Origin of the sequence: Halomonas sp. MMSF_3323 (assembly GCF_030733595.1) — a bacterium.
Lineage (GTDB): Bacteria > Pseudomonadota > Gammaproteobacteria > Pseudomonadales > Halomonadaceae > Halomonas > Halomonas litopenaei.
This window is the reverse complement of sequence record NZ_JASHIT010000007.1, coordinates 25,876-39,666: the sequence shown is the minus strand read 5'-3', so window position 1 is coordinate 39,666 and position 13,791 is coordinate 25,876. Positions and strand designations below refer to the sequence as shown.

Annotated in this window: 12 protein-coding genes; 2 read left to right on the top strand and 10 right to left on the bottom strand. The window is 66.5% G+C overall.

Features of this window, described 5'->3' with window-relative positions; all coding sequences use genetic code 11:
- Positions 1 to 60 precede the first annotated feature (60 nt).
- The 9 genes from hflC to RBB39_RS04785 all read right to left on the bottom strand — a co-directional run bounded on the left by hflC (position 61) and on the right by RBB39_RS04785 (position 10,751).
- Complete coding sequence (gene hflC / locus RBB39_RS04825; protein WP_045993098.1) at positions 61 to 963, bottom strand: protease modulator HflC; 903 nt, start codon at positions 961 to 963, stop codon at positions 61 to 63.
- On the bottom strand, positions 964 to 2,208 hold the full coding sequence (hflK, locus tag RBB39_RS04820) for an FtsH protease activity modulator HflK (RefSeq protein WP_108131457.1): 1,245 nt from the start codon (positions 2,206 to 2,208) through the stop codon (positions 964 to 966).
- Positions 2,209 to 2,461: 253 nt separating this feature from the next.
- Entirely contained in the window at positions 2,462 to 3,778 is a 1,317-nt protein-coding gene (gene hflX, locus RBB39_RS04815; protein ID WP_045993096.1) for a ribosome rescue GTPase HflX, read from the bottom strand.
- 18 nt (positions 3,779 to 3,796) lie between these two features.
- Positions 3,797 to 4,042: an RNA chaperone Hfq gene (gene hfq, locus RBB39_RS04810; RefSeq protein ID WP_045993095.1), complete on the bottom strand. Its 246-nt coding sequence runs from the start codon at positions 4,040 to 4,042 to the stop codon at positions 3,797 to 3,799.
- A gap of 132 nt (positions 4,043 to 4,174) precedes the next feature.
- The gene (gene miaA, locus RBB39_RS04805) at positions 4,175 to 5,152 is read right to left on the bottom strand and encodes a tRNA (adenosine(37)-N6)-dimethylallyltransferase MiaA (RefSeq protein ID WP_045993120.1); all 978 of its coding nucleotides are present in this window, start codon (positions 5,150 to 5,152) and stop codon (positions 4,175 to 4,177) included.
- Positions 5,152 to 7,260 carry a DNA mismatch repair endonuclease MutL gene (gene mutL, locus RBB39_RS04800; protein WP_045993094.1) on the bottom strand — a complete coding sequence of 703 codons (2,109 nt, stop codon included), beginning with the start codon at positions 7,258 to 7,260 and terminating at the stop codon, positions 5,152 to 5,154. Before mutL ends, miaA begins: the two co-directional genes overlap by 1 nt.
- Positions 7,257 to 8,693, bottom strand: coding sequence for an N-acetylmuramoyl-L-alanine amidase (locus RBB39_RS04795; protein WP_108131638.1), 1,437 nt, complete (start codon positions 8,691 to 8,693; stop codon positions 7,257 to 7,259). Before RBB39_RS04795 ends, mutL begins: the two co-directional genes overlap by 4 nt.
- Before the next feature lie 20 nt (positions 8,694 to 8,713).
- On the bottom strand, positions 8,714 to 9,220 hold the full coding sequence (gene tsaE / locus RBB39_RS04790; protein WP_306168860.1) for a tRNA (adenosine(37)-N6)-threonylcarbamoyltransferase complex ATPase subunit type 1 TsaE: 507 nt from the start codon (positions 9,218 to 9,220) through the stop codon (positions 8,714 to 8,716).
- Positions 9,201 to 10,751, bottom strand: a complete 1,551-nt coding sequence (locus RBB39_RS04785) for an NAD(P)H-hydrate dehydratase (RefSeq protein WP_306168859.1) — start codon at positions 10,749 to 10,751, stop codon at positions 9,201 to 9,203. The genes tsaE and RBB39_RS04785 overlap by 20 nt, the downstream gene beginning before the upstream one ends.
- 130 nt (positions 10,752 to 10,881) lie before the next feature.
- On the opposite strand from RBB39_RS04785, the gene queG reads away from it, so the two are divergent.
- The gene (gene queG / locus RBB39_RS04780; protein WP_045993091.1) at positions 10,882 to 11,982 is read left to right on the top strand and encodes a tRNA epoxyqueuosine(34) reductase QueG; all 1,101 of its coding nucleotides are present in this window, start codon (positions 10,882 to 10,884) and stop codon (positions 11,980 to 11,982) included.
- 51 nt (positions 11,983 to 12,033) lie between these two features.
- Here queG and orn read toward each other — a convergent pair whose 3' ends face one another.
- Positions 12,034 to 12,645, bottom strand: coding sequence for an oligoribonuclease (gene orn, locus RBB39_RS04775; protein ID WP_108131452.1), 612 nt, complete (start codon positions 12,643 to 12,645; stop codon positions 12,034 to 12,036).
- Between the two features lie 92 nt (positions 12,646 to 12,737).
- Here orn and rsgA point away from each other — a divergent pair, with 92 nt between their 5' ends.
- A complete protein-coding gene (gene rsgA, locus RBB39_RS04770) occupies positions 12,738 to 13,769 on the top strand; it encodes a small ribosomal subunit biogenesis GTPase RsgA (protein WP_045993090.1) in 1,032 nt (343 codons plus the stop codon).
- Positions 13,770 to 13,791: the final 22 nt, after the last annotated feature.

Genomic DNA, 13,791 nt, shown 5'->3' with positions numbered 1-13,791 from the left:
CGCCAGTTGAACCCCGCAAGGGCGGCATTCGCCCTTGCGGTCGGCGGCCAGGGGCCACCGCTAGCCCTGGGGCTGGCTGCCAGCTCCCTGGGGATCGGCGCTCTTGAGGTAACGGAAGAAGTCGCTGGAGGGATCCAGCACCATCATGTTGCCCTCGCCGGCACCGAAGGAGTCGCGATAGGCGTTGAGGCTACGCCAGAAGCGATAGAACTCGGTATCGCCCTCGTAGGCGTCGGAGTAGATACCGGCGGCCTCGGCGTCACCCTCACCACGCAGGGTCTCGGCACGCTCGTTGGCCTGGGCCAGCAGTACCTGACGGCGGCGATCGGCGTTAGCGCGAATCCGCTCGGACTCCTCCTGGCCCTGGGCACGCCACTCGCGGGCCTCACGCTCACGCTCGGAGCGCATGCGATCGTACACCGCCGAGGACACGTCCTCGGGCAGGTCGATACGCTTGACCCGCACGTCGAGGATGGCCACCCCGATCTCTTCGCGCATCAGCTTGTCGAGCTCCTCGGTGGGGCCGGACATCAGCTCGTCACGCTTCTCGGAGATGATCTGCTGCAGGTTCAACTGGCCGAACTCGTTACGCAGGCTCTCGTCGACCCGCGGCTGGATCAGGCGCACCGCCATCAGTTCGTCACCGGCCGTGGCCTCGTAGTAGCGAGTGGGGTTGACCACCTGCCACTTGACGTAGGAGTCCACGATCACCGCCTTCTGCTCCTGGGTCAGGTAGCGGCTGGCGTCGGTATCCAGTGTCAGCACCCGGGTGTCGAACTTGCGAATGGTCTGGGTGATCGGCACCTTGACGTGCAGGCCCGGCTGGATATTTTCCTCGATGATCTCACCGAAGCGCAGCTTGACCGCACGCTCGGTCTCGTCGACCACGTAGAGGCTGTTGCTGGCCAGCCAGGCGGCGGCGGCCAGGCCGCCGACGATGAGCAGGGATCGATTATTGATCATTTAGCGACCCTCCCGCTGAATACCGGTGTCACGACCGTTGCGGTTCGAGCTTGAATTGGAGGCCGCGTTGGCGGACTCGGCACGGATGCGCTCCAGCACCTGCGGATCGAGCTGATTCTCGGCGTCGGCAGCGGTGGACGTGCCCAGACCACGGCCGATACGGTCCATCGGCAGCACCATCAAGGGGCCATCCTGATCGACGTCCACCAGTACCTTGTTGGTCTGGCCGAGCACCTCGGAGATGGCGTCGAGGTAGAGACGCTCGCGCATCACCTCGGGGGCATTGCGATACTGGGTCAGCAGTGCGGTGAAGCGGTTGGCCTGACCACGCGCCTCGGCGACCACTGATTCGCGGTAACCCTGGCCCTGCTCGACGATACGCTGCGCCTGACCCTGAGCCGCCGGGATGATGGCGTTGGCATAGGCCATGGCCTGGTTGATCGTGCGCTGACGATCCTCGCGGGCACGGATGACGTCATCGAAGGCGTCCTGCACCGCATCGGGCGGCGAGGTGGACTCGACGTTCAGGGTCACCAGGCGGATACCGGTACCGTAGTTGTCCAGGTAAGTCTGCAGACGGCTGGTCACGGCACTGCCGAGAATCTCACGACCCGAGGTCAGGATGTCGATCATGTCGGTGCCACCGACCACGTGACGCAGCGCCGAGTCGAGGGCGTTTTCCAGCGACAGCTCGGGATCACGCACGTTGAGCACGTAGTCACGCGGCGCTGCCACCTGGTACTGGGCCGAGATCTCGACCGAGACGATGTTCTCGTCCTGGGTCAGCATCGACTGGGTCTGGCTGACCGAACGCACGCGGGTAACGTTGACCATGCGCACGTCGTCGATCAGCGGCGGATTCCACTGCAGGCCCGGGGTGACGACTTCCTGGAACTTGCCGAAGCGCAGCACGACGCCACGCTCCGACTGGTCGACCAGATAGAAGCCGCTGGCCGCCCATACGGCGAGACCGATGATGATCAACAGGCCCGGCAAGGCGAAGGTATTGCGCGGGCGATTGCCGCCGCCCTTGCCGCCACCCTTGCCACCGCCGCGCTTGCCGCCGCGGCCGCCGAGCATGCCGTTGAGCTTGTCCTGAAACTTCTTCAGGGCCTCATCGAGGTCGGGGGGACCCTGATTGTCGCCACCGCGGTTGCCACCGCCCCCATTACCGCCACGGCGCCCCCCGCCACTCCAGGGGTCGTGCTGGTTGCCGTTGCCGCCACCAGGCTCATTCCAGGCCATACGTCGTCTCCACTCTGTGCCCCCGCCTAGACGAGGCGCATCGATTGCGATCCTTGGAAAACACTGCATACATTGTTGCGCTCGGCATCTCGGCCGCCGGCGGTGCTCAAGGTTCTCATTTAACCCTGTGTCAACTCCGACCTTTCCGCTCCGGCGGAGACCGAACTGTCGTCGCTCGCGACATTTCTTCAGTGCTTTCCTTGTGGCGTCGCCATCCGGGCGACGCTCTTGCCGACCCGTCAGGCGGGTCGGTTCAGGCTTCCCATACGTCGCGTTCCTGCAGCGCGACGGGAAGGTAATCGGCGGCACGCTCGCCAAGGCGTGCCATCAACTGATTGAAGTCACGACGCGGCAGACGCACATCCAGCTGCGTCTGGCCGTCCTCGTCGAAGGACTCGTCGCGCACGGCATTCAGCTCATGCAGCGCCGCGCGCAGCTTGCCCTGCTCCGGCGTCAGGGTCAGCGAGAAGTCGATGATGTCTTCCGCCAGCCGCTCGGTCAGGGCCTGGGTCAGCAGGTCCAATCCCAGCCCCTTCTGCGCCGACAGCCACACCGTCTGCGGTACCCCGTGCTCGTCGCGCTCGATGCGTGGCGAACTGTCGAACAGGTCGATCTTGTTCATCACCTTGAGCGTCGGCACGTCCAGCGCGCCGATCTCGTCGAGCACCGCCTCCACCTGGGTGACGTTGAGCTCACGATCAGGATCCGCTGAGTCGATCACATGCACCAGCAGGCTGGCCTCGGCGGCCTCCTGCAGGGTGGCACGGAACGCCTCCACCAGCTTGTGCGGCAGGTGGCGGATAAAGCCCACCGTGTCCGCCAGCACCACCGGCCCCACGTCCTCGACCTCAAGACGCCGCAGCGTAGGGTCGAGAGTAGCGAAGAGCTGGTCCGCCGCATAGACCTCAGACGCCGTCAAGCTGTTGAAAAGCGTTGACTTGCCGGCGTTGGTGTAGCCCACCAGCGAGACGCTGGGGATCTCGGCACGCGAGCGGGCGCGGCGATTCTGACTGCGCTGGCTACGCACCTTGTCCAGGCGCTTGTGGATCGACTTGATGCGCGCACGCAGCAGGCGGCGGTCGGTCTCGAGCTGGGTTTCACCCGGACCGCGCAGGCCGATACCGCCCTTCTGGCGTTCCAGGTGGGTCCAGCCTCGCACCAGCCGCGTGGACATGTACTCGAGCTGGGCCAGCTCCACCTGCAGCTTGCCCTCGTGAGTCCGCGCCCGCTGGGCGAAGATATCCAGAATCAGGCCCGTACGATCGAGCACACGACACTTCAGCGTCTGCTCGACGTTGCGTTCCTGGGAAGGACTGAGCGCGTGGTTGAAGATCACCAGCTCGGCCTTGTGTACCGCCAGGGCCTCGCCGATTTCCTCGAGCTTGCCCGACCCCACGAAACTCCTGGGGTCGGGTCGTTGCCGCGAGCCGGTCACGAGGGTTGCGGGTTCGGCACCCGCCGACCTCACCAGCTCGTGGAACTCACCGGGATCTTCGCGCTCCTTCTCGTCCTGAAAGTCGATATGGACGAGTACCGCCGTTTCACCGGCGTCGGGACGTTCAAAAAACAATCAATACCTCACGAAATATCAGCTCTCCGGCTGCGCAGCTGGATCCTGGGCCGGCAGACGCACATTGCGTGACGGCACCACCGTGGAGATGGCGTGCTTGTAGACCATCTGGCTGACGGTGTTGCGCAGCAGGATGACAAATTGGTCAAAGGATTCGATCTGGCCCTGCAGCTTGATGCCGTTGACCAGGAAAATCGATACCGGAATGCGCTCCTTGCGCAGAATGTTCAGGTACGGGTCTTGAAGGGACTGCCCTTTGGACATGTTGCTCTCCCTGAAGTGTCTTAGGGTTTTAGGTTATGGTGCCGCCCGCCGAGGTCTTCAAGACGGCGGGCGACAGGTATTCGGTTGTTCGGCGGGACCCTGCAAGTGGTCGCACGAACTCGTTATCTTACGCTAAGTCCCCGCTTCGCGCACGAGTTTCACGAGGCGCTCGGCGGGGTCGGCCGCCAACGGGTCCACCCAGGTCAGCGCAGGCCAGCTACGCATCCAGGTCAGCTGCCGCTTGGCCAACTGACGCGTCGCCACCACGCCACGATGAATGAACGTCTCACGATCAAACTCGCCATCCAGGTACTGCCATGCCTGACGATAGCCCACGCTCTTCATCGATGGCAGCGACAGCGTCAAATCGCCACGCGCCTTGAGCGCCGCCACTTCATCGAGAAATCCGCCGTCCAGCATGGCGGTGAAGCGCCTGGCGATTCTCTCGTGCAGCACGGAGCGCTCGGCGGGAGCGAGCCCTATGGACAGCAGACGAAAGGGAAAGGTTTCACGACGCTGCTCATTCCACAGCTCGCTCATCGGCCGCCCGGACAGCTCGAACACTTCCAGCGCCCGCATCAGGCGCTGAGGATCATTGGGGTGAATGCGCGCGGCCGACTCGGGATCGACCTCGCCCAGGCGCCGATGCAACGCCTCGAGGCCGTCCTGCTCGGCCTGGCGGGACAGGCGTTCACGCACGGCGCTGTCCGCCGAGGGCAGGTTGGCGACCCCCTCGACCAGGCGCTTGTAGTACATCATGGTGCCACCGACCAGCAGCGGCAGCCGACCACTGGCGGCGATATCGTGCATCTCGGCCAGGGCATCGTCGCGAAACTCTGCCGCCGAGTAGGCCTGGGCCGGATCACGGATATCGATCAGTCGATGGGGCGCCCGGGCGAGTTCCTCGGCCGAGGGCTTGGCCGAGCCGATGTCCATGCCGCGATAGATCATCGCCGAATCGACGCTGATGATCTCGCCACCCAGGCGCTCGCGGATCTCGATGGCAAGATCGGTCTTGCCCGCCGCCGTGGGGCCCATCAGCAGCAGCGCCAGCGGTCGGTCGTCCTGCGCAGGCGGCGTGGCCGCGGCCGGAGCGTCTGTCGGCGCCATCATTGCCCTCGCAGAAACAGCCGGTCCAGATCCTTGAGGCTCATCTGGGTCCAGGTGGGGCGGCCATGGTTGCACTGGCCGCTGCGCTCGGTGCGCTCCATGTCGCGCAGCAACGCGTTCATCTCGGCAATGGTCAACTGGCGATTGGCGCGTACGCTGCCGTGGCAGGCCATGGTCGACAGCAACTCGTTGATGTGGGCCTCGATGCGATCGGAGCGGCCGTAGCGCTCCAGGTCCGAGAGCATCTCGCGCACCAGCGGTTCCACGTCGGCATCGGCCAGCAGCGCCGGCACCTGGCGCACCAGCAGGGTCTCTGGACCGGCGGCATCGAGTTCGACACCAAGCCGGGTGAAGGCTTCGCGCTCGCGCTCGGCGGTCTCGACCTCGGCGGCGCTGACCGCCAGCGACACCGGTACCAGCAGCGGCTGGGCGTCCAGCGCGCCACCGTGGACCTGGGTCTTCATGCGCTCGTAGACGATGCGCTCGTGGGCCGCGTGCATGTCCACCAGCACCAGCCCCTGGGCGCTCTGGGCCAGAATGTAGATGCCGTGCAACTGGGCGATGGCGTAGCCCAGTGGCGGCGCCTGGGTGGCGTCGTCTTCCGGCATCACCTCAGGCGTCGACGAGGTGAGCGATGCGCCGCCGACCCCGGCAGGGGACTCACTAGCCGCGCCAGCGGCGCCGGGCCAGGTTCTCGGCGTGGGGCTATGGCGCTCGGCCTGGGCCGTGCCGGCGGCCAGACCGCCGGCGCCAGGGCCTCCTGGCTGCGGCGTCAGCAGGCTGTCTTCGTGGTCCGGGTGCAGCTTGCGGTAGCCGTCCATGAAGGCGCGCACCCGGTCCGGGGTGACACCGCCCTCGCCCTCGCCCTCGTCGCGGCGCGGGTGCAGCGCCATGGGCTGCTGCTGCCAGGAGGGCTGTTGCTGAGACGGGTGTTGCCCAAGGTTCCCGCCCTGGGGAGCCGGTTCGCGGATCTCGCCGGTCTCGGGGTCGACATCGAGACCATCGGTATCGGTGCTCGCTTGCTGACCCGGATGCTGGCCGTCCTGGTGCCCGGCGCGGGCCTCGCCCAGCGCCCGGTGCAGGCTCGAGAACAGAAAGTCGTGGACCATGCGCCCGTCGCGAAAGCGCACCTCGTGCTTGGTCGGGTGGACATTGACGTCCACCACCGTGGGGTCCACGTCCAGATAGAGCACGAATACCGGGTGGCGACCATTGAACAGCACATCGCGGTAGGCCTGGCGGATGGCGTGGGCCACCAGCCGGTCGCGCACCACCCTGCCATTGACGAAAAAGTACTGCTGGTCGGCCTGGGCGCGGGAGTGGGTCGGTAGTCCCACCCAGCCCCACAGGCGCAGGCTGCCGGTGGCGATGTCCAGGGTCAGGGCATTGTCCAGGAAGTTCTTGCCCAACAGCGAAGCGAGACGTCGCTCCACCGCGTGGTCATCCCGTGCCACCGGCAACTGGTGGATGGTCTTCTGGTTGTGGCGAAGGGTCCAGCCGATGTCGAAGCGCGACAACGCCTGGCGCCGAAAGGCCTCCTCGACATGGTTGAACTCGGTCTTTTCGGTACGCAGGAACTTGCGCCGGGCCGGAGTGTTGAAAAACAGATCACGCACCGCCACCGAGGTACCACGAGGATGGGGTGCCGGCGTGACGCGGGGCTCCATGCGCCGCCCTTCGGCCACCACCCGCCAGCCGCCCTGAGGGTCCTGCTCGACGTTGGAGGTCAACTCGAGTCGCGACACCGAGCTGATCGAGGCCAGCGCCTCGCCACGAAAGCCGAGGCTGGCGACGCCCTCGAGCTCCTCCAGCGACAGGATCTTGCTGGTGGCGTGTCGTGACAGCGCCAGCGGCAGGTCCTCCTCTCCGATGCCGGAGCCATCGTCACGGATCCGGATCAGCCGGGCACCGCCGGACTCGATGTCCACCTCGATGCGGGTGCTGCCGGCGTCGATGGCGTTCTCGATCAGTTCCTTGACCACCGAGGCCGGGCGTTCCACCACCTCACCGGCGGCGATCTGGTTGGCCAGCCGGGGGTCGAGAATCTTGATCGAGCGGCGCTGTGACACCTGGACGCCAGGCTCGCTCTCACACGGGATATCACTCATGAACTGGGAATCCTCAACACCTGGCCGACGCGAATGACGTCCCCGGACAGCTCGTTGACCTGCTTGAGCGCGCTGAGCGCCACGCCGTGACGCGAGGCGATGGCGGACAGGGTGTCGCCTGGCTGGATGCGATACTCGTTGGTAGCGGTGGACCGCCCCTGATCGCGCTGCCAGGCCAGCAGGCTTGCCGGTGGCGGGTTGCGCTCGAAGTGCGAGCGGATGCCGCCGAACACGGCGCTCATCATCCGCTGCTGGTAGCCGCCGTCCTTGAGTCGTCGCTCTTCCTCGGGGTTGGAGATAAAGCCCGTCTCCACCAGCAGGGAAGGAATGTCCGGGGACTTCAACACCACGAAGCCGGCCTGCTCGACCCTGGGTTTATGCAGATCATTGATGCGCCCGATGCGACTAAGCACCTCATCGCCGATGGTCAGGGAGTCATTGAGGGTCGCGGTCATGGTCAGGTCCAGCAGCACACCTCTGAGCACCTGATCCTTGTCATCCAGCGACAGGTTGCCGTCGACCCCGCCGATCAGATCCGAGCGGTTCTCGCTGGCCGCCAGCCACTTGGCGGTCTCCGAGGTGGCTCCGCTCTGGGACAGCGCGAACACCGAGCTGCCGTGGGGACGCGGACTGTTGAAGGCGTCGGCGTGAATGGAGACGAAGAAATCGGCCTTCTGCTCGCGGGCGATCAGGGTGCGCTGACGCAGCCCGACGTAGTAGTCGCCGTCGCGGATCAGCACCGCCTTGAAGCCGGGGGAGTCGTTGATCATGCGCGCCAGGCGATCGGCCATCTGCAGCACCACGTCCTTCTCGCGGGTACCGCTCGGGCCCAGCGCGCCGGGGTCCTCGCCACCGTGCCCGGCGTCCACGGCGATGATGATGTCGCGCTTGGGATGGGGCTGAGCGGTGTCGATCACCGGTGCTGCCTCCACCGGGTCACGGCCCTCTGCCACCGCCACGGTCTTGGCCCGCTCGGCGGCGATCTCCTGCTCACGGATCATCGACTCGATCGGATCGATGGGGTCTTCCACCGCGCTCTCGCCGGGGTACTCCAGATCCACCACCAGACGATCGCCGTACTGGTTGTTGGGCGCCAACGAGAAGTGACGCGGCTCGATGGCACGGCTGAGCTCGAGCACCACGCGCAGATCGCCGCCATCGCGCACGCCTGTGCGCACCGAGCTGATGGCGCTGTTGGACAGGTCCATGCTGGCAGGATCGGCGGCCAGGCTGGTGCCACTGAGATCGATGACCAGCCGGCGCGGGTTGTCGAGCTCGAACACGTTGGCAGTGGCCGGCGCCGACAGGTCGAACACCAGCCGCGAGTGATCCGGCGCGGCCCACAGGCGCATGTTGTCCACGCTGGCGGCCTGGGCAAGGCTCGAAAGCGTAAGGCCCAGTGTGGCCACCAACGTCAATAGACCAGCACCCATACGGGCCGGAAGGCGACGCCTCATGCCTTGCCTCCCGCCAGTCGTTGATCGCGGGAGACTTCGTCTTCCAGGCGCGTCAGCAGTGCTTCACCCAGGGTCGTGGCGGCGCTGATACGCGCCTCGCGCCCTTCTGTCTCGGCGTGGCTTAGCGCCACCTCGAGATCCGGCGGCGTCAGCCAGCCCTCGCCGCGCTCGGCCCACTCCACCAGGCACAGATGCCCCTCGGCGAGCAGATCGCGCCCACCGATGAACTCAAGCTCCTCGGGATCGCCCAGGCGGTAGAGGTCAAAGTGGTGCAGCGTGACCAGCGCCCCGTCCAGCGAAAGCTCGTAGGGCTCCACCAGGGTATAGGTAGGACTCTTCACCGCACCTTGATGGCCGTAGGCGCGCAACACACCGCGAGCCAGGGTGGTCTTGCCGGCCCCAAGCTCTCCCGACAGGTGGACGCGTCCTCGTCCTTGCAAGGCCCGTCCCAGGCACTCCCCCAGTGCGACCTGGCGGTCTTCATCATCGAGTCGCAGCTGCATCTTCCTCGCCCATCGTCGGATTGACTAATTTTCGTGCACAGGATGCCAGATCGCTGGCCAACAGACCACGCTCACCGCCCTCTCTCGCCGCCATGTCACCGGCCAGGGCGTGTACCAGCACGCCCAGCCGCGCGGTGCGTTCCAGTGACCAGCCCGGGGCCTGGCCCTGGGCCATCAGGCCCGCCAGCACACCGGTCAGGGTATCGCCCATGCCGCCGCTGGCCATGCCCGGGTTGCCGAAAGGACACAGCGCCAGGCCCTCGGGACCGGCGATCAGGGTACCGGCCCCCTTGAGCACGATCACCCCGCCCCAGCGTTGCTGCAGGGCGCGCGCGGCACCGGGGCGGTCCGCCTCGACCTCGGCCACGCTGGTCTCGAGCAGGCGTGCCGCTTCTCCCGGATGGGGGGTCAGGATCCAGTCGTCACGCCGCTGATCGGCAAAGCGGCTGACCAGCAGATTGAGGGCATCGGCGTCCAGCACCAGCGGAATCGAGCGCTTCAGCGCGGTCTGCAATACCGACTGGCCCCAGCTCCCCTGGCCAAGCCCTGGCCCCACGGCGAGCACACTCAGGCGATCGAGCAGCTCATCGAGTTCGCTGGCATGGGTCACCCCACGCGCCATGACCTCGGGGCAGCGCACCAGACTGGCGCCGACGTGTTCCGGCGCGGTGGCCAGCAGCACTCGGCCAGCGCCCACCCTGGCGCAGGCCTCTGCCGCCAGCAGCGCCGCCCCGCCGAACCCGGGTGCGCCACCGAAGATGCCGGCGAATCCGGCGGCGCCCTTGTGCATGTCGCGCTCACGCGGAGGCAACGCCAGGTTCACCAGGCTCGACTGCAGGCGCCAGGCGGTGGGCGTGATATCGTCATGGGCCAGGGCGTCCACCCCCAGTGATTCCACCACCACCTCGCCGGCCAGGGCGGCGCCACGCCCGGTGTGCAGTCCCAGCTTGTCGGCGATGAAGGTCACCGTCATCACCGCCCTGACCGCCATGCTGGGCTCGGCGCCGCCGTCGGCGGTGATGCCCGAGGGAATATCCACCGCCAGCACCGGACACCGGCTTTCATTGATGGCGGCGATGGCCGCGGCGTAGGTCGGACGCAGGTCGCCGGCAAAGCCGGTGCCGAGCATGGCATCGACCACCACGTCTCCCTCCACGCGCAATCCTTCTCGCCATTCGATAAAGCCGACCCCGGCGTCATCGGCCATCTCGGCCGCGCGCAAGGCGTCACCCTTCAAGCGTTCACGCGGGGTCAGGGAAATGCGCTGTACCTGGCGCCCTTCGGTCGCGGCCAGCGCTGCCAGCACATGGCCGTCGCCGCCGTTGTTGCCGCCACCGCAGAACACCGTCAGCGACTTGGTCGCCGGCCAGCGCGCCTTCAGCCAGCGCCAGGCGACGCCGGAGGCCCGGTGCATCAGGGCGAAGCCGTCGCTCTCGCCGGCGATCGCCCGTCGGTCCAGCTCGCGTACCTGCTCGGCGGTGTACAACGGAGTCTGTCCTGGCTCAATCACGCCGCCGTCCAAGATGTCCATGCGGTTCTCCCTTCGATCGTGATGGTCTACCATGGCGGTCACTTCCTTCCCTATGAAGTCTAAGCCCTTCTCCTCTCGCGCCAAGCGCAGAGCCGGGCTGTCTTGCCATTTGCCGGGTATGTCCTCATTTATGTCTGCATCGTCCCCGTCCACCGACGTCGACTTCAACGACCTGGCGGCGCGCATCCGCACCTGGGGGCGGGAGCTCGGCTTCCAGCAGGTCGGCATCACCGACGTCGACTTGAGCGACGATGAGGCCCATCTCGAGCGCTGGCTGGAGGCAGGTTTCCACGGCGAGATGGGCTTCATGGCCAAGCACGGCACCAAACGCACCCGTCCGGCCGAGCTCGAACCCGGCACCATCAGGGTCATCAGTGTGCGCCTGGATTATCTGCCGCCGGAGGTGGAGACCACCAAGGTGCTGGGACAGCCCAGCCGCGCCTATGTGTCACGCTATGCCACCGGGCGTGACTACCACAAGCTGATGCGCAAGCGGCTACAGCGCCTGGCAAAGACCATCGAGGCGGAAGTCGGGGACTTCGGCTACCGCGCCTTCGTCGACTCGGCCCCGGTGATGGAGCGCGGCCTGGCGCGCAAGGCCGGTATCGGCTGGTTCGGCAAGAACGCCATGCTGCTCAATCCCAGAGCCGGCTCGATGTTCTTTCTCGGTGAGCTTTACACCGACCTGCCGCTGCCGGTGGACGAGCCATTCGAGCAGGAACACTGTGGCAGCTGCAGCGCCTGCCGCACCGCCTGCCCTACCGGCGCCATCGTCGAGGACAAGGTGGTCGACGCCCGCGCCTGCATTTCCTACCTGACCATCGAGCTGTTCGGCGCCATTCCCGAGCGCTATCGCGAGGCCATGGGCAATCGGGTGTTCGGCTGTGACGATTGCCAGTTGGTGTGCCCCTTCACCCGCTTCACACGGGCAAGCAGCGAACCTGACTTCGCGCCGCGCCACGATCTCGACCGGGTGGAGCTGCTGACCCTGTTCGGCTGGAGCGAGGAGGAGTTTCTCGAGCGCACCGCCGGCAGCCCGATTCGTCGTATCGGCTACGAACGCTGGCTGCGCAACCTGGCGGTGGGGCTCGGTAACGCCCCCTGGAGCGCCGCCATCGAACGCGCCCTGCTCACCCGCCTGGCCTATCCCTCCGAGCTGGTGCGTGAGCACGTACGCTGGGCGCTCGCCCGCCAGCGCCAGCGGCGCGCCGAGCTGATCACCTCTGCTTGAGCGTGTCGAGCCGAACGCGCCCCTCGCCTCGAACCCGGCGTCAACTGCTGACTATTCCCCAGCCTTGAGGAACGTCTTGCGATAGTGCGCGAGTTCAGCGATGGATTCCTTGATGTCGTCCATGGCCAGGTGCACGTTGCGCTTGGAAAAGCCCTCCAGCGCCTGGGGGTTCCAGCGCTTGGCCAGCTCCTTCAAGGTCGAGACGTCGAGATTGCGGTAGTGGAAAAATGCCCACAGCTCGGGCATCTCGCGCTCCAGAAAGCGCCGGTCCTGGTGGATCGAGTTGCCGCACATCGGCGAGGTTCCCGGGGCCACGTGGGCTGAGAGAAACTCGAGCGTCCTGCGCTCGGCCTCGCGGGTGTCGATCTGGCTCTTGCGCACCCGCTCGACCAGCCCGGAATTGCCGTGGGTACGGGTATTCCACTCATCCATGCCGGACAACAATGCGTCGCTCTGGTGAACCGCGATCACCGGCCCCTCGGCGATGACATTGAGCTCGCCGTCGGTGACCAGGGTGGCCACCTCGATGATGCGTTCACGCTCCGGGTCGAGCCCGGTCATCTCCAGGTCGATCCAGATCAAGGCGTCGTTTCGCGGGCCGGTCTTGGCATCGTCAGGACGCGGGTTGAGGGTATCGTCGGGGCTGGCGCTGGCATCGGACATCGTCGCTTCCTTGATCAGGCGGTGGCCCTTGTCGGGACAGGGGCCGTGCGTGTAGGTACAATGCCGACCATTGTACCGACCATCGGGTGCTCATGAGCAAACGCAAGTTGAGCCGCCAGCAGCGCTGGCGCATCGAGAAGATCCAGGCCGAACGCGCCGAGCGCGCCGCCAGAAAGGCCGGCCAGGACGACGAAAAGCTTGCCGCCGGCGAATACGGCGCCGAGCGCGACGGCCGAGTGATCGCTCACTTCGGACGGACCCTGGACGTCGCCAGCCGTGCCGGCGAGACGCCCACCCGCTGCCATCTGCGCGCCAACCTCGAGGGCCTGGTCACCGGAGACCGCGTCATCTGGCGGGCCGGCGAGGACGGCAGCGGCGTGGTGGTGGCCCGAGGCGAGCGCGACAATGTGCTCGAACGCCCGGATATGCGTGGGCTACTCAAGCCCGTGGCGGCCAACATCGACCAGATCCTGATTGTCTTCGCGGTGGAACCCGAGCCCCACGCCGGCCTGATCGATCGCTACCTGGTGGCAGCCGAGGCCACCGGCATCACCCCGGTGCTGGTGCTCAACAAGACCGACCTGCTGCCCGACGAGGGCGGCGAACTGCGCGGGCTGCTCGATCGCTACCGCGGCATCGGCTACCAGGTGGTGGCCACCTCCACCGAGGTCGACGGCGGACTCGACGCCCTCTACGCCCAGCTCGCCGACCGCACCTCGGTATTCGTCGGCCAGTCCGGGGTCGGCAAGTCCTCACTGATCGACCGCCTGCTGCCGGACGAACAGTTGCGCATCGGCGCGCTGTCGGAGGACTCGCGCAAGGGTCGCCACACCACCACCACCGCCCAGCTCTACCACCTGCCCGCACCGGACGAGAGCCTGGCCTCGGGCGAGCTGATCGACTCCCCCGGCATCCGCGAGTTTGGCCTCACTCACCTGACAGAGCGCGAGGTCACCGAGGGCTTTATCGAATTCGCCCCTTACCTCGGCCTGTGTCGCTTCCGCGACTGCCGCCACCGGCAGGAGCCGGGCTGCGCCATTCGCGACGCCATCGACGAGGGGGCGATTCACCCCGAACGCTTTGCCAGTTATCGTCGTATCGTCGATAGTCTGGATAGCCAATAGGGAAACGCCAGTAGCGTCCCCT